A 20,300-nucleotide genomic window follows, 5' to 3' on the forward strand; every position below is an offset into this window, starting at 1 on the left:
CGCCGATGACGCGCCTCTTCTCGCCTTTGCCAAAGCGACGGCGGATGCCAAGCGGCTCGGGTTCGACACCGTCGAGATTCAGGGCGCGCACGGCTACCTTATCGACCAGTTCTTTTGGGCGGGAATAAATTTGCGTACCGACCCCTATGGCGGCCAGACAATCAAGGACCGCTCGCGCTTTGCTGGTGAGATCGTCACTGCGGTGCGCGAAGCGGTTGGTCCCGATTTCCCGATCATCGTGCGCGTCAGCCAGTGGAAGCAGCAGGACTACAGCGTGTGCATCGCGGACACGCCAGCGGAGATGGAGAACTGGCTGCTGCCGTTGGTCGAGGCGGGCGTCGATGTCCTGCACGTTTCACAGCGTCGCTTCTGGGAGCCCGAGTTCCCCGAGGTCGACGGCGAGAACGGTCTCAACGGCGCAGGCTGGGCCAAGAAAGTGACCGGAGCGGCCACGATCAGCGTCGGGTCGGTCGGCCTCGACAACGACGTCACCAACGCCTTTGCCGGTAAGGGGTCAACCTCAGCCAGCCTGCACCGCCTCATCGAGCGAATGGAGCGGGATGAGTTCGACCTGATCGCTGTGGGCCGGGCTCTGCTCAGCGATCCCAACTGGGCCGCCAAGGTCGAAAACGGCGATCATGCGGCCTTGAAGGGTTTCGACGCCGCTGCCTCGGCCGAACTGGTCTGATGCGGGCGGGACGGCTGGACAATAACTTCTTGCCGTCCTCCCATTAACCATTGCTCGACGGACTTTGGGCATGTCAACATCATCGGTGATGTCTCTTGCGCTGCGTTGACCGATCATGCTGCCTTCTTGAAAAAGCTGACCCTTCGATGCGACTTGGTCCGCTCCTCAGCCGTCGAGCACCCAGATTGCGAGCAGAAACGGACGGAATGTTTCGGGCGGAGGCTCCCTCTTCGAGTGACCCGTCGGTTAGGCTGAGCAGCTCGCCGCTTGGATAACTGATGAACACGTCAGCGTAGGGAGAGAGCATGGCGGCGACGATCACTTCGTCTCTCCAGTGACGTCCCATCGCGGTGGCGTCGATGGTCGACTCTATAAGTCGTCTGGCCGCGTCATCGCCCGATAGGAGTTTCTCGGAAAGCCAGCTCCGGAACGCTCGCCGCACCGGCAGAGAACTGCCGATTGTCTCGTAGAATTTGTCGAATGTAAGCGACGAGTGAAATGACCGTTCGATTATCCTGTCGAGCGCCCACTCGGCATAAATATCGTGCGCGACGAAATAACCGCCCGCGTTGACATCATACTTGATGATCTCATCCGCTTCCAACTGCGGCAGCACCTCATCGGCACCTTCGAGGGAGACGAAGAAACGACCCGTGGTTGCTCGTTTCCGGGCAATGTCCAGAAAGCACTGTTCCCGCTTGCGGTGTAAATTGTTGCGCGTGTTGCCCAAGGGGGCCACTCCAGCTGTTATGCAATCGATCGTTGCTCTTGGGCGCGCGAGCTTCTGGTCGAGCGTTTAATTCCCAGCCTCGCTGCTCAACGGGGTTGCTGGCAGCTTATCCCCAAAGAGAATGTGTTCCGCAGATGCCAGTCCTGACAGAAGTCCGTGGCTAGATCCAGAGTCAGGCAGCCACCACCGCCGCCTGTCGAGCGTTCCTCCGCAGCGCCTCCGCGGGCAAGCCGAAGGTCCTGAGGAACGCCCGGCGCATTCGTTCGCGGTCCGCAAAACCCGTTTCTTGCGCGACCACTTTAACCGAGTGCCGCCCTTCCTCGATCATGAACCTAGCAGCTTCCAACCGAAGCCGCTCGACAGCTCTTGCCGGTGACTGGCCGGTCTCGGCGAGAAACGCGCGGCTGAACTGGCGAGGGCTAAGGTTGGCGATAGCCGCAAGCTCTTCGATGGTGAGCGGGTTTCGGAGGTTTTGGCGGATGTGCGCCACGACCAACTCAATACGATCGGATTTCGGCGTCATGTCGAGGAGTGCGGAATGCTGCGTTTGTCCGCCCATCCGTCGTTGATTAATGACCATAAGCTTGGCAGTGACTTTCGCAACTTCGGGACCCAGATCCCTATCGATCATCGCTAGGACAAGATCGACTCCTGCGGTCATTCCAGCCGATGTCCAGATCGGACCGTCATTGATATAGATCCGGTCTTCCTCCATCCTGACATTCGGAAACCGAGCCTTGAAACTGGCCGCTTGAATCCAATGCGTCGTCGCACGGCGACCATCAAGAAGCCCGGCTTCAGCGAGAACAAACGCCCCGTTACAAAATGATGCCGTGCGCCTCGACACGCTGGCTGCTTTTTGCACGAAGGCGATCAAATTTGCATTCGATGGAGCCATTTCGAACGCGGTGATCGCGCCGACAATGATTGTATCAAAGTCCGGATCGCCGAATGCTTCGGTTTCAACGGTCAAGCCACAGGAAGATCGCACGGAACCGCCGTGTTCCGACAACAGGTGGAGGTCATAGTTGGTATCGGCTGGAGGTGGCTTCGCAAGTCCGAATCCCGTCATTTCGAATGCCGTCAGGGGCGCGAGGCTCAAGAGCTGGAAGCCGTGCGGGACAATGAGACCTACCCGATGCATGGCTGCTCCTGATGCCCGAAACGTGGATAGTAGCCCAGATGGGTGTCATCTAGGTGGCGTGCTCTGACTTCGAACCTAGCCGCTCCCGCGTGAGCCGGATGGCCAAGAGCGCCTTCGGCGCCACACTGACAAGCCTGGTTCAAGAGCCTACATTCTTGACAGCCCAAAGTCAGGCCGCCGCGACCGCCTCCCGTCGCGCGTTCCTGCGCAATATCTCAGCAGGCACGCCGAAGGTTCGAAGGAACGCCCGGCGCATGCGTTCGCGATCCGCAAAGCCGGTTTCCTGCGCCACGACGTTAACCGTGTGCCGCCCTTCCTCGATCATGAACCTGGCAGCTTCCAGCCGAAGCTGCTCAACGGCCTTTGCCGGTGACTGGCCGGTTTCGGCCAGAAAGGCACGGCTGAACTGGCGGGGGCTGAGATTGGCGACCGCCGCAAGCTCCTCGATCGTAAGTGGGTTACGCAGATTCTGGCGGATGTGCGCCAGAATCAATTCGATGCGATCGGACTTCGGCGTCATATCGAGGAGCGCGGAATGCTGCTTTTGTCCACCCATCCGACGCTGGTTCATGACCAGAAGCCTGGCGACCATTTTCGCGGCTTCGGGACCGAGATCATTATCGATCAACGCCAGAACGAGGTCGATCCCCGCGGTCATTCCCGCCGATGTCCAGACCGGGCCGTCATTGATGTAGATCCGGTCCTCCTCCGCTCTGACATCCGGAAACCGCGCCCTGAAGCTGGCTGCATGGGCCCAGTGCATCGTCGCACGTCGACCATTCAGAAGGCCCGCTTCGGCCAGCACGAACGCTCCGCTGCAGATTGAGGCGATCCGCCTCGACGCCCTGGCGGCTTCCTGCACGAACGCGATCATAGTGGCAGCGGAGGGAGGCATGTCCATCTCGGTGATCGAACCCACGATGACAGTGTCGAAGGCGGGATCTCCGAACGCTTCGGTTTCCAGCGTCATTCCCGAGGAAGACCGAACCAGGCCGCCATGTTCTGACAACAAATGGATATCGTAGCGCTGGTCGGCCGGGGGCAGGTTCACGATCTCGAACGCCGTCAGCGCCGCAAGGCTCATCAACTGAAACCGTTGCGGCACGATGAACCCAACCCGATGCATATTCACTCCTCGCGTCCCGAATTCACACACTACCTGAATTTAGTGCCATCGACGACACGTATTCCGAAATACTCGCTTGGCGTCCGCGCGCGGCGAGCCCCGCGTGCCCGGACCGACCCATGTCACGAATGGTGGCAAGAACGACCTACGCCGGAACCGCTGAAACCATTACAGTCGAAGCAACCAATAGATCTCGTTCTGCATGACGCAGTTTTCGATGGCCAAAAAGAAACTCCTTGATCGCCATCAATTCAAGCGCTGCGGCCTGCTGTTCGATAGTCGCCAGAACGACGCTGTCGAGAGTTCGTTACAGACAAGTTTCTTGCGGCACAGGCAGTCAATCGCAAACTTACCTCGGGGCTTCCACGAGGAAGAGAGGATGATGCATGTCTTCTGATCCCATCCAGTTCTCTGAGCACCGTATTCCGCGGAAAGAAGGCAGCCTCTATGCTCGAGATTACGCGGGCTCCGGCCCAGCTTTCGTGCTCATGCACGGCTTCCCCGACAATCTGCACATCTGGGATGACTTGGTTCCGCACGTGGTCGCCAGCGGCCGGCGCGTCGTGACGTTCGATTTCTTGGGCTTCGGCGCCTCGGACAAGCCTGCCGGCGCCATCTATAGCTTCAAGCAGCAACTGGGCGACCTTGAAGCGGTCGTCGCGGGTCTGGGCCTTGGGAAGATCGTCCCGGTTGCTCACGATTCCTCCGGGATGGCGACGCTCAACTACGCGCTCGCTCATCCGGACGGTGTCGACTCCGCAATCATGCTCAACTCGGCCTATAGCGAGAACTCCACGGTTCTTTGGCCCGAGATGATCACGCTCTTTGCGACCCGGAGCATGCAGGCCCTTGCAATAGCGATCGCCCAGAGCCCCGAACAGTTTGGCTGGCTCCTGAAATGGCAGCAGAAGAAATTTCTGGACCCCTTACCCGAGGTGCAAAAGCCCCATTTCAGCGCGTTCATCGGTCAACTGATCAGCGACAACTTCATCGTCCAACCTGGCGCCGGTCCGGCCTTCGTGCAGTTGGCGGCGGAATTCTTCGATGAACACGCCCGAAACGCCAAGCATCTGACCGCGCTCAAGACGCTCGATATTCCGGTCAAGCTGATCTGGGGACAATACGACCCCTACTTCCCCGTCGCCATGGCCGAGCGGCGTCAATCTCAGCTCAAAAATGCGTCCCTCACCGTCATACCGGCGGGCCATTGGCTGCAGGCCGATGAGCCCGCGCAAGTAGCGAAGGCGATGCTGTCATGAGCCCCGGTATCCTCGGCAAGCTCACAGTTCGCGTGGGCCGTTCGACCAAGCTCGCCCGCGCCGTTGGCCTCGTCGCGGTACTGGCGGCGCTCAGCCCGACCGCTTCGTTCGCTCAGTCAGCGACGCCTGCCGCGCCGCCGCCATCATCGGGCCTCGATGTCCCGACGACCAAGCTGCTGGCGATCGGCACCTTCACAGCCAAGGGGTCGCCGGAGCGGTGGAAGCCGCTCCTGCCCGCCGAAGTACGCGACACCGTGCGGCTCTATCTCGCTGGGAAAATCGACCAGTGGTACCTCAAGCAGGACCAGAGCGGCGTCGTGTTCATGATGAACGTCACCGATCCGAAGGAGGCGCTGGACCTGCTGGGCAAGTTTCCTTTCGGCCAGGCGGGCCTGATGGAGTTCCAAATGATTCCGCTCGGCCCGATCGCCCCACTCCGCGTGCTTTTGACCGAGCCTGCGAAGTAGTTCGCGGCTCCCCACACCAATTCGGCAAGAGGAACAGCAAAAATGTCCGATAACAAGAACCCGCGCGTTCATGCGAAGATACTGCCCGCACTTGCCGCCGTCGTTGGTCCGACAACCAAGATCCTGGCGATCGGCTCGGTAACGGCCAAGGGAACGCCCGAGGCGATCGCCCCCGTCCTTCCTCAGGAAGTCCGCGCAACGGTTCGCAACCATCTCGCCGGCAAGATCGAGCAATGGTTCTTCCAGACGGAGGGCTACGGCGTCGTGTTCATCGTGAACGCCATCAGTACCGCAGAGGCGCACGAACTCCTGGAAAAACTTCCTCTAGGCGTCGCCGGCATGATGGAATTCGAGTTGATCGCTCTCGGGCCGCTGGCACCGCTCGCCATGCTCATCGGCGAACCTCCGCGTTCGTAATGCGACCCGCGGGCCTCGTCGTGAGCTTGGTAGCGCTCCAGCTCCATCGGACCGCCTTGGTAGCTTCGTGACTGCCCGGTCGCACCGCTTCGCGTGCTTTTGACGGATACTGTGAAGTAGTTCGCGGTCCGTCCCCACACCGATACGACGAGAGGAACAGCAAAATGGCTGACGTCAAGAATCCGCGCGTCCATGCCGAGATATTGCCCGCGCTCGCTTCCGTTGTCGGTGCGACGACCAAGATCCTAGCAATCGGCTCGGTCACAGCGAAGGGCACGCCCGAGGCGATCGCCTCGGTCCGACCCCATGAGGTTCGCGCGACGGTTCGCAATCATCTCGCCGGCAAGATCGAGCAGTGGTTCTCCCAGACAGAGAGCCGCGGCGTCGTCTTCATAGTGAAAGCCACCAGCACGGCAGAGGCGCACGAACTCCTGGAGAAGCTCCCCCTCGGCGTCGCCGGAATGATGGAATTCGAGCTGATCGCTCTCGGGCCGCTTGCGCCGCTCGCCATGCTCATCGCCGAACCTCCGCGTTCGCAATGCGACCCGCGGGCCTCGTTGTGACCTTGGTAGCGCTCGAGGCTCTATCGCAAACCGGTCGAAGCGGACTGGGGCATGGTGAAGCCGCGTCGCGCGGACCAAAGATTACATCAACAATCCGCCAAGAAGGACCCGTCACGATGCCTATTGTCAAAGCCGCAGCCGTGCAGATCAGTCCCGTTCTCTACAGCCGGGAAGGCACTGTTGGCAAAGTCGTCAAGAAGATCTCCGAGCTTGGCCACCAAGGCGTCCAATTCGCGACCTTCCCGGAAACGGTCGTGCCCTACTATCCATATTTCACCTTCGTCGAAGCGCCTTACTTGATGGGTGCAGAGCACTACAAATTGCTCGATCAGGCGGTGACCGTGCCGTCCGACGCTACCCGCGCGATTGCCGACGCCGCCAAGCAAGCCGGCATGGTCGTCTCCATCGGCGTCAACGAGCGCGATGGCGGCACGATCTACAATGCGCAACTGCTGTTCGATGCTGACGGCACGCTCATTCAGCACCGCCGCAAGATTTCCCCGACCTATCATGAACGCCTGGTCTGGGGTCAGGGCGATGGCTCGGGGCTGCGCTGTGTCGACAGCGCCGTGGGGCGCATCGGCCAACTGGCCTGCTGGGAGCACTACAATCCACTGGCCCGCTATGCCCTGATGGCCGATGGCGAGCAGATCCACTCCGCCATGTATCCCGGTTCGTTCGCCGGCGACGGCTTCTCCGAGCAGATATCAGTCAATATCCGCCAACACGCCCTAGTGGCAGGATGCTTCGTGGTCTGTGCGACAGCCTGGCTGGATGTCGAGCAGCAAGCCCAGATCATGAAGGGCACCGGCAGCAGCATCGAGCCGATCTCCAGCGGCTGCTTCACGGCGATCGTTTCTCCTGAGGGCGAACTCATGGGCGTGCCGCTGCGATCGGGCGAAGGCGAAGTCATCGCCGATCTCGATTTCTGGGCGATCGACAAGCGCAAGCGTCTGATGGACTCGCGCGGTCACTATAGCCGCCCGGAACTGCTCAGCCTGCTGATCGACCGCACGCCGAAGCCCCATGTACACGAGCGCAGCGCGCATCCGGCACCGGAAATCCTCGGGCAGGCCGATCGGCTGGAAGACGTTGGGTCGCGTCCAGTCATGTCAGCACTCTCATGACCTCACGCCGGCATCTCCTTCTCGCTGGCGGCAGTCTCATCGCCGCGCTCGGCCTCCCGAAAGTGGCACTTGCGGACACGACGAAGGCCTCCAGGCCGCCAGTTCACCAACCTGCTCACAAAGGATCAAAGCTCATGACGACGGCAACGATGAACGACGGCGCGAAGATTTACTTCAAGGACTGGGGCGCCGGCCCGGTCGTGACGTTCTCCCATGGATGGCCGCTCACCGCAGACGCCTGGGACGCCCAAATGCTATTCCTGGGGAACAACGGCTACCGCGTTATTGCCCATGATCGCCGTAGCCATGGTCGATCAGATCAGACGTGGACTGGCAACGACATGGATACCTATGCTGACGATCTCGCCACGCTCCTTGAGACGCTCGACGTCAAGGGTGCAACGATGATCGGCCATTCAACGGGTGGAGGCGAGGTGGCGCGCTACATCGGCCGCCACGGCACATCGCGTGTGTCGAAAGCAGTTCTGATTTCCGCGGTGCCTCCGCACATGGTGCAGACTGCCACGAACCCGAACAGTGCGCCGATGAGCGTGTTCGATGGCCTGCGTTCCAGCCTTGTTGCCGATCGTGCCGCGTTCTTCAAGGAACTGGCGATGCCGTTCTTTGGCTATAATCGTCCCAACGCGAAAGTCTCGCAGGGCCAGATCGACTCCTTCTGGCTTCAGGGAATGATGGGTAGCCTCAAGGGCGAGTATGATTGCATCAAGGCCTTCTCCGAGACCAACTTCACGGATGATCTCAAGAAGATGACGATCCCGACCCTGCTCCTGCAGGGAGATGACGATCAGATCGTTCCTATCGACATCGCGTCCAGGCGTTCGGTGAAGATCCTGCCAAACGCGAGCCTGAAGGAATATGCCGGCGCTCCGCATGGCATGTGCGTCACCCACGCCGACCAAGTGAACGCAGACCTGTTGGCGTTCCTCAAAGGATGAAGGGGTGAAGTCAGTTGCCGATCGTCCTGCGGCAGAGAGGCTTCGTAGTGCGGCAGTGCATATGTATTCCGAGCGAGGTGGAAGATGAACGAAGCACAGCATGAGTTTCCGATTCTCGTGACCGGCGCGGCCGGACGGATCGGCTCGGTGGGCCGCACCGTGACGGAGCTGCTTCTCGCCCGGGGGTTCCGGGTACGGGCGCAGGTTCGCGTGGACGACGAGCGGGCCATGATGTTGCGAGATCTAGGCGCCGAGGTCGTGGTCGGTGATCTGCTCGACATCATGGCCGTACACCAGGCGATCGAGGGGTGCGAACGTGTCTGCTTCGCGATGTCGGTCGCACCGACCTATCTCGAGGCGGCGGCCAACGTCGCGGTGGTCGCCAAGCACCATGGCGTGAAGGCGTTCATCAATCTCTCCCAGATGACCGTCAACGAGATGGATATCTTCAACACGACCGCGAGCCCGCAGCAGAAGCAGCATTGGCTGGTGGAGCAGATACTGTCCTGGTCCGAACTGCCGGTGGTGGAAGTGCGACCAACCGCCTTCATGGAAGGCCTGTTCCTTCAGACCGCCAAAGCCGTCGCCATGCAGGACAAGATTCTGGCGCCTTTTGGAAAGGGCAAGAACTCGGCCATCGCCGCGGTCGACGTTGCTCGGGTGATCGCCGAGATCCTCAGTGATCCCGTCGAGCACATTGGCAAGACGTACCATCTGACCGGCCCGGTTTCGCAGGACATGGACGCGGTCGCACGCGAGTTCTCGGCGGCGCTCGGCCGCGCGATCTCGTACGTCGACGTTCCGCTGGAGATATGGGGGGAGCAACTTATTGCCTTCGGGATGCCACCCCATGTCGCCGCCCACGTGGCGACAATGGCGCAGCTTCATCAGGAAAACAGGTACGATCGGTTCAGCCATGATGTCGAAGGGCTAACTGGCGTACCGCCGATGAGCATTCGGGAGTTCGTACAACGAAACGCGCATTCGTTCGCGCCGGCCACGCCTGAATAAGCACAGTATCGTAGACAGGGGTCCGGCTTCGCTAAGGAGCGTGCTTGCGGAGGCAATCCGAGCAAAAAATATTCCGGTTGAAAATGCGTTCTCGTTTATCGTTGCGATGCAGCCCGTTCTCACGGGTTGCTTACTCGATCCGCCGGGCTGACACGCTCTGGCCCTGCAGATAAGTGCGACGAACTTCGGAGATGCAGGTTTGAAGTTCAACGCGTTTGCGATGCGGACCTGGGTTGCTTTCTAGTCACATTGACGTCTTACATTGGATGAATCTCATGATCGACCTTATGATTTTCGGAATCAGCATCGCGTTCAGCTTTGTAGCTTGGGGAGCGGTTTGCTCTCGCTACATTTGGCCATTTGTCCGATCCCGCTCATTGCCCGACGCGGCCACACCTCTGCTTTATCTCAATGTATTTCGCTTCGTTGGCGCGTCTTTCCTTGTTCCTGGTGTCGCGGGCTCATTGCCCAGAGCCTTCGCGGCGCCCGGTGCTTTCGGCGACTTGTTTGCAGTCGTACTCGCTTGGGTGGCCCTAATACTCCTGCGGAGACCGGCCGGATACGCCGCGCTCTGGCTCTTCAACCTGTGGGGAGCGGGCGATCTTCTATTTGCATTCTACCAAGGCCTCTTTGATGAAGACTTTCACCCCTCGGCACTGGGCGCCACGTTTTACATTCCGACCGTATATGTACCCCTTCTTCTGTGTGTACATTTTATGCTTTTCGCGCTTCTCCTGAGGGCCCGGTCAATGTCGACCAACGCAGCCGCCGGAAGCTAATAAGGCGAGTCCGCGAAGAACCGCTTCTGGCGGCGGGTTCAACTGATCGCCGCAACACAATTTGCGAACTTCTCAGCTGGGGTCTGATAGAACAAGGTCTTTCGCCCTCTACAAGCTGAGGGCACCAACCCTCATCCGGCGAGACACGCGACCGTGCTTTCGACGACGATCCTGACCGGGAGATGCGCAGCATCTTTCAGGGTGAGCGGCCGCTTGGAGGCGCACTGCAGACATTCCGGGTCTGACCGTCTACGCGCCTAGAAGTCTCATCACTTTCACATCGTCGAGCGGAGAACAGCCTGCATATGTTCCGCGAGGTCGAGTTCGCCGCGCGCCTCGATCTCCAAAAGATATCGGGCTTTGGCCAAGCGATCGCCTTCTCTGACCGCACGATAGGCGCAGATGGCCAGTAGCGCCCTCTCCTCCTCGCGGGCAGCCTTGATGTGGTGGCGGCTGCGGCTGCCCCTTTCGTGGACGGCCTTGCCGAACGCTGCGTACGCTGTCTTGTGCGCCTCAATCAGCGCTGGCAGGTCGTTGGATGGTTGCCATTCACGGCTCAGTCGCTCTTTGCCGAGAGCGTTTGCTGCAACGGTCGAGGCGACGACTGCGCTTCCGGAGTGGAAGAGCAAGGCGCGGCGGTTGATCCTGGACGTAGTGAGCCTCTCCTCTTCACTTCACGGCAGGCCAGATCGGATGCCGTGAACATCACCAGCACCGTAACACGACGGTTCGCGCATTCATGTCAGGATGGATAGCCCTCGACGGGGCATGGGACGAAGAACTGCCCGGTTTTGGCTTGCGTGTCTTCGCTTCGGGCAAGCGCAGCTACGTTGTGCAGTATCGCACTGCCGGCCGCTCGCGCCGCTGCACGATCGGCCTGCACGGAGTTTGGACTCCCGAGCAAGCCAGGCGCGAGGCGAAAGTCCTGCTGGGTCAGGTCGCAAGGGGCGGCAACCCCGCCGAGGAGCGCAAGCTCGATCGCGAGGCGATCACGGTCAAGGAACTCTGCACCCGTTACCTCGAAGATCTCAACAATGGGCTCGTGCTCGGGAAGAGGGGGCGACCAAAGCAACCCACAACAATCTCCACCGATGTCGGGCGCGTTGAGCGCCACATCGTTCCGCTGCTCGGCAGTCGACGGGTGCGGGACTTAGCCAAGTCCGACATCACCCAGGCCATGAAGGACATCATGGCGGGCAAGACACGCGCGAACGTCAAGACGGGCAAGTTGCGTGGGCGCGCAATCGTGCGCGGTGGAGCCGGCACAGCGGCTCGAACGATAGGGCTCTTCGGGGGCATTCTCACCTATGCGGTCGAACTCGGCATCATCGAGCAGAACCCCGTACATGGTGTTCGCAAGCCGCAGGACAGGGTCAACGCACGGCGTCTCAGCGAGCAAGAGTATCGCACGCTCGGCGATATTCTGAAGAAGGCGGTCGACGACGGGCAATATGAGACCACCGCAGAAATGATCCGGGTGATCGCCCTGACGGGCTGCCGACGCAGTGAGGTCATCGGCCTTCGTTACGGCGAAGTCGATATCGAGGGCAGTTGCCTGCGCCTGACCGACAGCAAGGAAGGAGCGTCCGTGCGTCCGATCGGTCTGCCGATCCTGGAATACCTGGAGGGTAGCCGTGACGAACAACAGGGTGCTGAAGACTATGTCTTTCCCGGCTGGGAGGATGACACGCCGTTCGGAAGCTTCCCCAGGCACTGGACGAAGCTACTCATGAAGACCGAGTTGGCCGGCATCACGCCGCATGTTCTGCGGCGCAGCTTCGCCAGCATCGCCAATGACCTTGGGTTCACCGAGGCGACGATCGCCGCCTTGGTCGGTCACTCACGAGGGTCGGTGACCAGCCGCTACATACACACCGTGGACACAGCGCTCATTATGGCGGCTGACGGCATCGCTGGCTACATTCAGGGCCTTCTCGACGGCGTTGCCTTTAGCCACACCTCCTATGCGCTCGATCGCGCTTCCAGGAAGTCAGCGCTTGCACACTTCCTAGGACAGACGAACTCATCAGCGCATAAAGGGGGCCACGCTGCCGCCTGACCAAGGGCGCCTTACCCTCCTCGCCGAAGGTAACCAAGAACTCGAGCCGTCGAAATGGAGCAACTCGACGGTGCCTGGCCGCGACGCGCGGGTGCCGCCAAGGTCTTTCCGAGCGTCCGTTTCTGGCGCGTTTTGGATATCACCCGACGGCTGCTTTGGGCCGACAACGGACCAGGCAGCTTCGAGCCCGCGGATATCGAAAGCGGACATTCACGTCGACGTGGGCACGATCATGATCTGACCCAGAAAAGACCGGGAGCGAGGTGCCAAGAGCTTCAACGTCGACGGGCGATTTAGGTAAGATCAGACAATCCTCGTTATGATATCGATGTTGCCCCGTGTCACTTTGGAGTAAGGACAAATGTCGTGCGCTTCATCCACCAGAATTTGTACGACATCACGCTCCAGATCCGGCACGGCAATATCCAGTTGGACGCTGAGAAAGTGGCCGTTTTCTCCGTAGTTCAGATTCACCTCGGCCTCGATGCTCACCCCTGCAGGCAGCGCGATTTTTCGTTCGTGGGCCGCAAATGCGATTGCGCTTGCGAAGCTGGCCGACCAGCCGGCCGCGAGCAACTGCTCCGGATTGGTGCCTATGCGCGCCGATCCGGGCGCCGAAAGCCAGATGTCCAGAAGGCCATCGGAGCTGCGCGAGGCGCCATTTTCGCGGCCGCCCGTAGTTGAGGTCCTGGCCGTGTAGACAACCCTTGCGATGCGGCTCATGGGCATTCTTTTTGCTGGCAGCGGTAACCGCCGGGGGCGGTTACCGCGAACTCGATCAGGCGTCGACCTCGACAACGGCATCAGCGAAGGCCTGCGGCGCTTCCTGGGGCAGGTTGTGCCCGATGCCTCCGGTGACAACCCGATGCGCATATCTCCCTGAGAACATCTTAGCGTATGCGCTGGCGTCCGGATGCGGCGCCCCATTGGCGTCGCCCTCGAGCGTGACCGTCGGCACGCCAATGACCGGTGCCTGCGCGAGTCGCTCCTCAAACGCGTCGTATTGCTGCTCGCCGGCGGCCAGTCCGAGCCGCCAGCGATAGTTGTGGACCACAATGGCCACGTGATCGGGATTGCCCAAGGCCGCGGCGCTGCGCTCGAATGTGGCATCGTCGAAGTTCCACTGGGGGGACGCGAGTTGCCAGATCAGCCTGGCGAAATCTCGTGTGTATTTCTCGTAGCCAGCGCGGCCGCGATCGGTGGCGAAGTAATATTGATACCACCATTGCAACTCGGCCTTGGGTACCAGCGGCAGCTTGCCGGCTTGCTGGTTGCCGATGAGGTAGCCGCTCACCGAGACCATCGCCTTGCAGCGTTCAGGCCATAGCGCGGCAATGATGTTCGCGGTGCGGGCGCCCCAGTCGCAGCCGCCAATCGTCGCCTTTTCGATGCCCAGTGCGTCCATCAGGGCGACAATGTCGGCGGCGATCGCCGACTGCTGGCCGTTGCGCATCGAATCTTGCGACAGGAAACGCGTTGGCCCGTATCCGCGCAGGTACGGCACGATCACGCGGTGGCCTTTCGCCGCCAGCGGAGGCGCGACATTGGCATAGGTGTGGATGTCATACGGCCAGCCATGCAGCAGGATGACGGGTGGGCCGTCGGCGGGTCCAAGCTCGGCATAGCCGACGCTCAGCACGCCGGCATCGATCTGCTTCAAGGGCCCGAAGGACGCCGCCACGGGCTCTCCCGTCGCCTCTTGCGCCTGTGCCGGGCCCATCAGGCCGAACTGAGTGGCGGCGAGAGCCATCGCGGTGGCGCCAAAGAACCGTCGGCGTTCTTGGTCGATCTCATCTGGGATATTGAGCGAATGCATTTGAGAACCTCTTTTGTTGTCCGGACGATCAGCCAAACGTGAATGCAAAGACCTCCACGCCCGAGTCGAGAAACTCGATCTCGAACTGGCGATCGACGATGGGTTTCGTTTGTCGAATCAGCTGGTACAGGCGCTGCTCTGTCACTGCACCTTCGCCCTTTTCATTGACGTCGACGCCGTAAGCCGTGCCTGGTGGCTGTCCGTCGATCAGCACGCGAAATCTCACGGACGTTCCCGGCGATGTCGGACCCATGACCAGATGAAGGTCGCGTGCGTGGAAACGGTAGACGATGCGGCCGTCGGGCTTGTTCAGTACGGCGTTTTCTTTCCTTACCGTCCAATCGCCAGACAGCGCCCACTCATTCAGGCGTAGTCGCGCCGGCAATTCGTAGGCATGCGGCTCGTCCAAGACTAGCTCGCCGCTGGACGCAAAATTCTGGGTGCGTTCATATCCGGAATAGTTTTCCGGAGACTTGAGGCTCTCCCAATCGGCCGCCGCTTCGATGCCGCTGGCATCTACCGACACAGGCTCACGATCGAATCCACCAGCGCCAGCCTCGGCCAGCAATTCCTGGATGACCATTTCCGATTGTTGGTATGACCCCTCGCCAAAATAATGATACCGGACAGGTCCCCGCGAATCGATGAAATAGAGTGCCGGCCAATACTGGTTGCTGAAGGCCTGCCATATGAGATGGTCGTTGTCGACGGCGATCGGATAATCGATCCGCAGGTCTTTCGCCGCCCGGTGCACGTTGTTCAGGTCTTTTTCGAATGCGAACTCCGGCGCGTGGATTCCGATCACCACCAAACCATGCTTCCGGTACTTCTCGTCCCAGGCCTGGGCGTAGGGAAGCGTGCGCAGCCAGTTGATGCAGGTGTAAGTCCAGAAATCGATGAGGACGACCTTGCCATGCAAAGCCGACGCCGTCAGCGGCGGTGAATTTATCCACTCGTGCGCCGCTTCGAGCGAAGCAAGCTCCGATTTTTCCTCAAGCCGGTAGGTAGAGAGTTCGTGAAGAAACGGAACCCGCATTGGTGTGGAGATTATGGACTGCGCCACGTTCGTGCCTCCTAGAAAACCGGCAATCGGAGCCCCGATTGCCATTGCTAGCGCCGCGGCGACCAGTACCTTGGTTGCTTTCATCAACGACGCCTTTTGGTTCGATCGATGTCGTCGCGCGAACGGTTCGAATGCGCACTCCGCGCCCAACCCTTCACAGCGGAAGCTCGTTGCCAGCCTGCTCAGCCACCATGTATTTCGCGTACCAGTCGGGCCAGTTCTCATCGCGCCGACCGCCGTTGCGCTTCTCGTGCTCGCCGTGGGCCTCCGACGCGCGTCGCAGCGCGGAAGCAAGATCCGCCTCGGAAGCGTAGATCGTGGTGCTGGAGTCGATGCGACCGGGAAACCGGCTGGTGATTTCCTGAAGCAACCATTCGTTGCCGTCCGGATCTTTGAAGGTAGCGAATGAAGAGTAGCTGCGTCGCTGGGGATCGCGGCCTTTCACCGTTGGCTTGCCGGGGCCTTCGCGATGAAACGCCTCGCTGACCTCGACGCCGCGGCCGATAAGCTCGGCGCGAGCCGATTCAATGTCCGAAACGACAAGATAAAGTCCGCTTGCAGAGCCGGGCGCGACCGTCGTGATCCCGGTGCCGAAGTGTATCGAGGCCGGCGAGCCGGGAGGTGTGAACTGTATCCCACGGAACGTGTCTCCAACGACAAAGTCAGCGTCGAGTCTCCAGCCCAGCCCTTCGTAGAATTGCTTGGCGCGCTCTACATTCGAGACGGGAATGACAACAACTTCGAGCTTCATGTCGAGGGATCGCGGCCGTTGTGTCTCAACTGCGATACTGCTGACGGTGCTAGTGATGTCCATATCTACCTCCTGCGTTAAGTTGCGTGAGAAGCTCGTCTCGCGTGCGGCTCGGGACAGAAGCCCGCTCCGCTCGTTTGAGATACATTTGTCGGAGCCGCCAGAACTCCATCATCAAGGCGTAGGACGCATTGCCATCGTGGCACCACGCAGCGTGTGTCGAATGCCGCGTGTTCTAGCCAGGTAAGCGCCGGCGACGCCGTCCGTTCAATCGAAGTACTCATGGCGGAAGCGGTTGGCCGGCGTGCTCCGCCACCATGTACTCGGCGTACCACTCCGGCCAGTTCTCATCACGCTGGCCGCCTGTCCGCTGCTCGTGCTCGCCATGAGCCACAGATGCACGCCGAAGCGCGGCTGCGAGTTCGGCCGACGAGACAAATGTGGCGCTGTCAGCGTCGACGCGGCCTGGCGCTCGCGCAGTGACCTCCTGCAAGAGCCAGTTGTTTCCGACCGGGTCGCTGAAGGAAGCCCACGAGGCGTAGCTGCGTCTTTCCGGATCGGGCCCGCTGACGCGCCCTTTGTCACCGGCATAGTGATACACTTCGCTTACGTCGACCCCGCGATCGGCGAGTTCGGCGCGTGCTGCCTCGATGTCCGACACGACGAGTTCACCAGCGGTTTCGAGGATGTCGAGCTCGATACGAGCATAAGGACCCGGTGCAACGCCTGAGCCGAAGACAACCGAACACTGGGAGCCAGGAGGCGTAAACTGGATGATATGAAATTCGTCGCCTATGAGGTCGGCGTCCAGCCGCCAACCCAAGCCGGCATAGAACAGCTTGGCGCGGTCGACATCGGAAACTGGAATGACTACGACCTCGAGCTTGATATCGTGGGATCGCGGTTTTTGCGTCTCAACTGCGGTGTTGCTGCGGGTAGTGGCAATCGTCATGTCTGCGTCCTCCGTTGAGTTTGATGGGAATGCTTCTTTGTGCCCTCCGGTCAGTTCAGTTTCTTTGCCGCAGCGACCTGAAGGCAGCGCGCAACTCGGCGGAGAAGAGCTCCGGCTGCTCCCACGCGGCGAAGTGGCCGCCTTTGTCGACCTCATGGAAGTAGATCAGGTTGGGATAGGCGCGCCGGGCCCACGTCTCGGGGGCCTGATAGCCTTCCCCCGGAAAGACCGTGATGGCGACCGGCAGCGAGACTTCGTTGGTCTTTTCAGGGTCGGCAAAAACGGGACTGCGCCCGCCGCCGTACTCCCAGTAAATTCGCCCGGACGAGGTGGCGGTGTTCGTCAACCAGTACAGAGTTATGTCGTCCAGCACCTCGTCCGGCGACTTTTCAGGGTCGCTATCGTCGTAGGTCCAGCCTGAAAAGCCCGGATGCCCGAGCATCCACGCTGCGAGCCCCGCAGGGGAGTTATTGATGGCGTAGCCTATCGTCTGCGGTCGGGTGCCCATCATCGTGGCGTAGGATCTATTCCCCATCTTGGCGGCCATGCTGAGCGCGTCGAATGCCGTGCGCTCCTTACCCGTCAGGCCTGCCGGCACTGGTCCGCCGGTGGCGAGCACAGCGGCTATCTCAGGTGGTACGACAGCCGGCAGGTTGACATGGATGCCAAGAAGTCCTGCAGGGGCCAGGCGGCCCATTGCATTCGAAACGGGGGAGCCCCAGTCGCCGCCTTGGGCGACGTATTCTGTGTAGCCGAGGCGCTTCATCAGCTCTGCCCAGGCTCGCGCAATGCGCTCTGTACCCCAGCCGGTCTCGGTTGGCTTGCCGGAGAAGCCGAAACCCGGCAACGACGGCAGGACGAGGTCGAACGCGTCCTCAGGACTGCCGCCATGCGCGGTGGGATCGGTGAGCGGGCCGACGGTTTTGAGCAGTTCCAGCACCGAGCCAGGCCAGCCATGCGTCATGATCAGCGGCAGGGCATGGGGATGTTTCGAGCGAACGTGGATGAAGTAAATGTCCACGCCGTCGATCGTGGTCATGAACTGAGGCAAGGAATTCAGCTTCGCTTCCGCTGTCCGCCAGTTGTAGGCCGTGCCCCAATACTCGACGAGCGGCCTGATCTTCGCGAGCTGAATGCCCTGCGACTGGTCATCTACGGTCTCCCGGTCGGGCCACCGTGTTTCTGCGATACGACCGCGAAGATCGTCGAGCGCTGTTTGCGGCACCTGAATTTTGAAGGGCCGGATCGAGCGATCCTCGACCGGATTTGCGAAGGCGGGCGCGGAGAGGGTGCAAAGCCCGAACACCAGCGCAGCCGCCAGTTGGTAGAGACTCATGGCTGCACCTTCTTGTCCGGAGTGTGGAACGTCATTGTTTGTTTAGTGAAGACATTGCCTTCGGGGTCCACCACCTCGATCAGGACCTTGTGCTGGCCGCCGAGCATGCCCACCAAGATGATGGTGTTGCTCTGACCGTAATCCGCCCACGCCCAAGGCAGGTCGTCGACGGTGACGTGCAGATGCCCGAGACGCGGAGACACGTTACTTGCGGCCGACCCACCCACAGGCAGGATGCGCAGATTCTCCACCCGGTACGGGATGAACACGACGCCGCCGGCCATTGGGCCCGGAAGCGGCGGCTCCACGATCAGCTTCGGCGCCGGCTCGTTGTCAAAGGGAACGACCGTGCTCTGGGCGAGCGCAGCGGTAGCGAGCACGGTGCAAGCCACAGCGGCGGCAAGCATCTTGATGAGGGGGTTCATTGCAGTCGCTCCCTTCGGAAGTTCGCTACGCAGCTACCGCATGGCGGAAGATGACACACGTCCGGTGCGCCATCCTCCGCCAACACGTCAGGTCCGCAACGTCTTGAATGTTGCGCGCACCTCATCGGTGAAGATCTTCGGCTGTTCCCAGGCCGCGAAATGGCAGCCCTTGTCTGTGCGGCCGTAATGCAGAAGCTTCGGGAACGCGCGTTCAGTCCAGCTCTTCGGCGCTGTGTAGATCTCGCTGGGGTTCGCAGTGGCGCCGACAGGAATTGTGATGCCCTTGGCGTCGAAGAAGCCGGCCTTCGCCGTTTGCGAGTGTTCCCAATAGAGACGCGCCGACGAGATCGCCGTGTTGGTCAGCCAGTAGAACGTGATGTTGTCGAGGATGTCGTCGCGGGTAAGGCCCTCCGGCTCTCCGTCGAAGGAGCGGGCGATCAGCGCACAGCTGTCCGCATCGTGATCGAGGATCCACGCCGCCAGGCCGGCCGGTGAATCGACGATCCCGTAGAGCGTTTGCGGACGAAGCGCCATTTCGTTGGCGTAGCCCAGGCCGTTCTTGTAGAAAAACGCGACCTGCTCGTAGGCGCGCTTCTCGTCGGGACCGAGATCGGCAGGGGGCGGGCCGCCAGAGGCAAGCGCCTTCACGATCTCGGGCGGAATGGTCCCCGGCATGTTCGTGTGGATGGCGGCCAGTTCGGGAGTTGCGATCAGAGCCATCTGTTCGGTGATAAGTGCTCCCCAATCGCCACCCTGCGCGACATACCGGTCGTAGCCGAGGCGCTTCATCAGCACGATCCACGCCCGCGCGATGCGCGCTGGATCCCAACCGGTTTCGGTTGGCTTGCCGGAAAAACCGTAGCCCGGCATCGACGGGATCACCACGTCGAACGCGTCGGCCGCGGCACCGCCGTGCGCGGTGGGATTGGTGAACGGATCGATGATCTTCAGGAGTTCGATGACCGAACCGGGCCACCCATGCGTGATGATGACAGGTAGGGCGCCCTGATGCTTGGATTTCACGTGGATGAAGTGGATGTCGAGGCCGTCGATCTCGGTCACGAAATTCGGCAGCGCCTTCAACCGCGCCTCGCATTTGCTCCAATCATATTCCGTTCCCCAGTACTTCATGAGCTTCTGCATCGTGGCGAGTTGCACGCCCTGCGTTGGCCCTACGGTCGCCGGGGTCGACCAGATCCGCCGGGAGGCTTCGTCGGATACGAGCTCGCGCTCGGGCCAGCGCGTAGCGACGATGCGCCGGCGAAGCTCGGTGAGCTCTTCCTGCGGGAAACTAACGGTGAAGGGGCGGATGCCATCGCTGGTTGATGCGGCGGCCTTTTGTGACGGGAGCAGGCTCGCGGCGCCTGCGGCGGCGATGCCGCCCGCGGCAGTGCCCAAAAGTCGCCGGCGATCCTGGTCGATTGTTTCGGAGGTTCTGGTCGTGTCCATGTGACTCTCCTAGGGTTGATGGATGCGATTTGCGCTGCTTGACGTACCCCCGGGAGATGGGATTAGCCCGTTATGCGTCGTGAGCTCTTGTTAGTCGCTGCCCGCCTGCCGCTTTTTTGAGCAGATAGGAGGCGCCAGACAGTGGAGACTCCCTATGGTGCGGGAGCGCTCCTTGACCTAAA

General features: G+C 60.9%; 21 protein-coding genes and 1 pseudogene. 10 read left to right on the forward strand and 12 right to left on the reverse strand.

Annotated features, from left to right (window positions below):
• Nucleotides 1-22: 22 nt before the first annotated feature.
• Nucleotides 23-688 (forward strand): annotated as a pseudogene (locus ACFFNA_RS00065) (oxidoreductase); the annotation flags it as partial.
• A gap of 79 nt (nt 689-767) precedes the next feature.
• On the opposite strand, the gene ACFFNA_RS00070 reads toward ACFFNA_RS00065, so the two are convergent.
• From ACFFNA_RS00070 to ACFFNA_RS00080, 3 genes are all read right to left on the reverse strand, one after another.
• On the reverse strand, nt 768-1,418 hold the full coding sequence (locus ACFFNA_RS00070; RefSeq protein WP_378914627.1) for a hypothetical protein: 651 nt from the start codon (nt 1,416-1,418) through the stop codon (nt 768-770).
• 172 nt (nt 1,419-1,590) lie between these two features.
• Nucleotides 1,591-2,562 (reverse strand): GlxA family transcriptional regulator, encoded by a 972-nt coding sequence (locus ACFFNA_RS00075; protein ID WP_378914629.1) that lies wholly within the window; start codon nt 2,560-2,562, stop codon nt 1,591-1,593.
• Between the two features lie 169 nt (nt 2,563-2,731).
• Entirely contained in the window at nt 2,732-3,688 is a 957-nt protein-coding gene (locus ACFFNA_RS00080) for a GlxA family transcriptional regulator (protein WP_378914833.1), read from the reverse strand.
• A 386-nt stretch (nt 3,689-4,074) separates the two neighbouring features.
• Between ACFFNA_RS00080 and ACFFNA_RS00085 the strand changes: the two genes are divergently transcribed.
• From ACFFNA_RS00085 to ACFFNA_RS41365, 8 genes are all read left to right on the forward strand, one after another.
• Nucleotides 4,075-4,947, forward strand: a complete 873-nt coding sequence (locus tag ACFFNA_RS00085; protein ID WP_378914631.1) for an alpha/beta fold hydrolase — start codon at nt 4,075-4,077, stop codon at nt 4,945-4,947.
• Nucleotides 4,944-5,414 carry a hypothetical protein gene (locus tag ACFFNA_RS00090; RefSeq protein ID WP_378914633.1) on the forward strand — a complete coding sequence of 157 codons (471 nt, stop codon included), beginning with the start codon at nt 4,944-4,946 and terminating at the stop codon, nt 5,412-5,414. The genes ACFFNA_RS00085 and ACFFNA_RS00090 overlap by 4 nt, the downstream gene beginning before the upstream one ends.
• 42 nt (nt 5,415-5,456) lie before the next feature.
• Entirely contained in the window at nt 5,457-5,831 is a 375-nt protein-coding gene (locus tag ACFFNA_RS00095; protein ID WP_378914634.1) for a hypothetical protein, read from the forward strand.
• A 164-nt stretch (nt 5,832-5,995) separates the two neighbouring features.
• On the forward strand, nt 5,996-6,394 hold the full coding sequence (locus tag ACFFNA_RS00100; protein ID WP_378914636.1) for a hypothetical protein: 399 nt from the start codon (nt 5,996-5,998) through the stop codon (nt 6,392-6,394).
• A gap of 116 nt (nt 6,395-6,510) precedes the next feature.
• Nucleotides 6,511-7,521, forward strand: a complete 1,011-nt coding sequence (locus ACFFNA_RS00105; RefSeq protein ID WP_378914638.1) for a nitrilase-related carbon-nitrogen hydrolase — start codon at nt 6,511-6,513, stop codon at nt 7,519-7,521.
• Nucleotides 7,522-7,655: 134 nt separating this feature from the next.
• Nucleotides 7,656-8,477: an alpha/beta fold hydrolase gene (locus ACFFNA_RS00110; protein ID WP_378914640.1), complete on the forward strand. Its 822-nt coding sequence runs from the start codon at nt 7,656-7,658 to the stop codon at nt 8,475-8,477.
• An 84-nt stretch (nt 8,478-8,561) separates the two neighbouring features.
• On the forward strand, nt 8,562-9,488 hold the full coding sequence (locus ACFFNA_RS00115; RefSeq protein ID WP_378914642.1) for an NmrA family NAD(P)-binding protein: 927 nt from the start codon (nt 8,562-8,564) through the stop codon (nt 9,486-9,488).
• Between the two features lie 287 nt (nt 9,489-9,775).
• Entirely contained in the window at nt 9,776-10,267 is a 492-nt protein-coding gene (locus ACFFNA_RS41365) for a DUF8737 domain-containing protein (protein WP_514132016.1), read from the forward strand.
• Between the two features lie 275 nt (nt 10,268-10,542).
• Here ACFFNA_RS41365 and ACFFNA_RS00120 read toward each other — a convergent pair whose 3' ends face one another.
• A complete protein-coding gene (locus tag ACFFNA_RS00120) occupies nt 10,543-10,896 on the reverse strand; it encodes a hypothetical protein (protein ID WP_378914644.1) in 354 nt (117 codons plus the stop codon).
• A gap of 110 nt (nt 10,897-11,006) precedes the next feature.
• Here ACFFNA_RS00120 and ACFFNA_RS00125 point away from each other — a divergent pair, with 110 nt between their 5' ends.
• Nucleotides 11,007-12,326, forward strand: coding sequence for a tyrosine-type recombinase/integrase (locus tag ACFFNA_RS00125; protein WP_378914645.1), 1,320 nt, complete (start codon nt 11,007-11,009; stop codon nt 12,324-12,326).
• A 303-nt stretch (nt 12,327-12,629) separates the two neighbouring features.
• Here ACFFNA_RS00125 and ACFFNA_RS00130 read toward each other — a convergent pair whose 3' ends face one another.
• From ACFFNA_RS00130 to ACFFNA_RS00165, 8 genes are all read right to left on the reverse strand, one after another.
• Entirely contained in the window at nt 12,630-13,049 is a 420-nt protein-coding gene (locus ACFFNA_RS00130; protein WP_378914647.1) for an Ohr family peroxiredoxin, read from the reverse strand.
• Nucleotides 13,050-13,104: 55 nt separating this feature from the next.
• On the reverse strand, nt 13,105-14,142 hold the full coding sequence (locus ACFFNA_RS00135; RefSeq protein ID WP_378914649.1) for an alpha/beta fold hydrolase: 1,038 nt from the start codon (nt 14,140-14,142) through the stop codon (nt 13,105-13,107).
• Nucleotides 14,143-14,170: 28 nt separating this feature from the next.
• Nucleotides 14,171-15,289: a redoxin domain-containing protein gene (locus ACFFNA_RS00140; protein WP_378914651.1), complete on the reverse strand. Its 1,119-nt coding sequence runs from the start codon at nt 15,287-15,289 to the stop codon at nt 14,171-14,173.
• Between the two features lie 70 nt (nt 15,290-15,359).
• Nucleotides 15,360-16,019 (reverse strand): VOC family protein, encoded by a 660-nt coding sequence (locus ACFFNA_RS00145; RefSeq protein ID WP_378914653.1) that lies wholly within the window; start codon nt 16,017-16,019, stop codon nt 15,360-15,362.
• 217 nt (nt 16,020-16,236) lie between these two features.
• On the reverse strand, nt 16,237-16,908 hold the full coding sequence (locus ACFFNA_RS00150; RefSeq protein ID WP_378914655.1) for a VOC family protein: 672 nt from the start codon (nt 16,906-16,908) through the stop codon (nt 16,237-16,239).
• A 55-nt stretch (nt 16,909-16,963) separates the two neighbouring features.
• Complete coding sequence (locus ACFFNA_RS00155) at nt 16,964-18,244, reverse strand: epoxide hydrolase family protein (protein WP_378914657.1); 1,281 nt, start codon at nt 18,242-18,244, stop codon at nt 16,964-16,966.
• Nucleotides 18,241-18,669 carry a DUF6130 family protein gene (locus ACFFNA_RS00160; protein ID WP_378914659.1) on the reverse strand — a complete coding sequence of 143 codons (429 nt, stop codon included), beginning with the start codon at nt 18,667-18,669 and terminating at the stop codon, nt 18,241-18,243. The genes ACFFNA_RS00155 and ACFFNA_RS00160 overlap by 4 nt, the downstream gene beginning before the upstream one ends.
• 87 nt (nt 18,670-18,756) lie before the next feature.
• Entirely contained in the window at nt 18,757-20,118 is a 1,362-nt protein-coding gene (locus tag ACFFNA_RS00165) for an epoxide hydrolase family protein (RefSeq protein ID WP_378914661.1), read from the reverse strand.
• Nucleotides 20,119-20,300 lie beyond the last annotated feature (182 nt).

Origin of the sequence: Mesorhizobium kowhaii (assembly GCF_042431665.1) — a bacterium.
In the GTDB taxonomy this organism is placed as follows: Bacteria; Pseudomonadota; Alphaproteobacteria; order Rhizobiales; family Rhizobiaceae; genus Mesorhizobium; species Mesorhizobium kowhaii.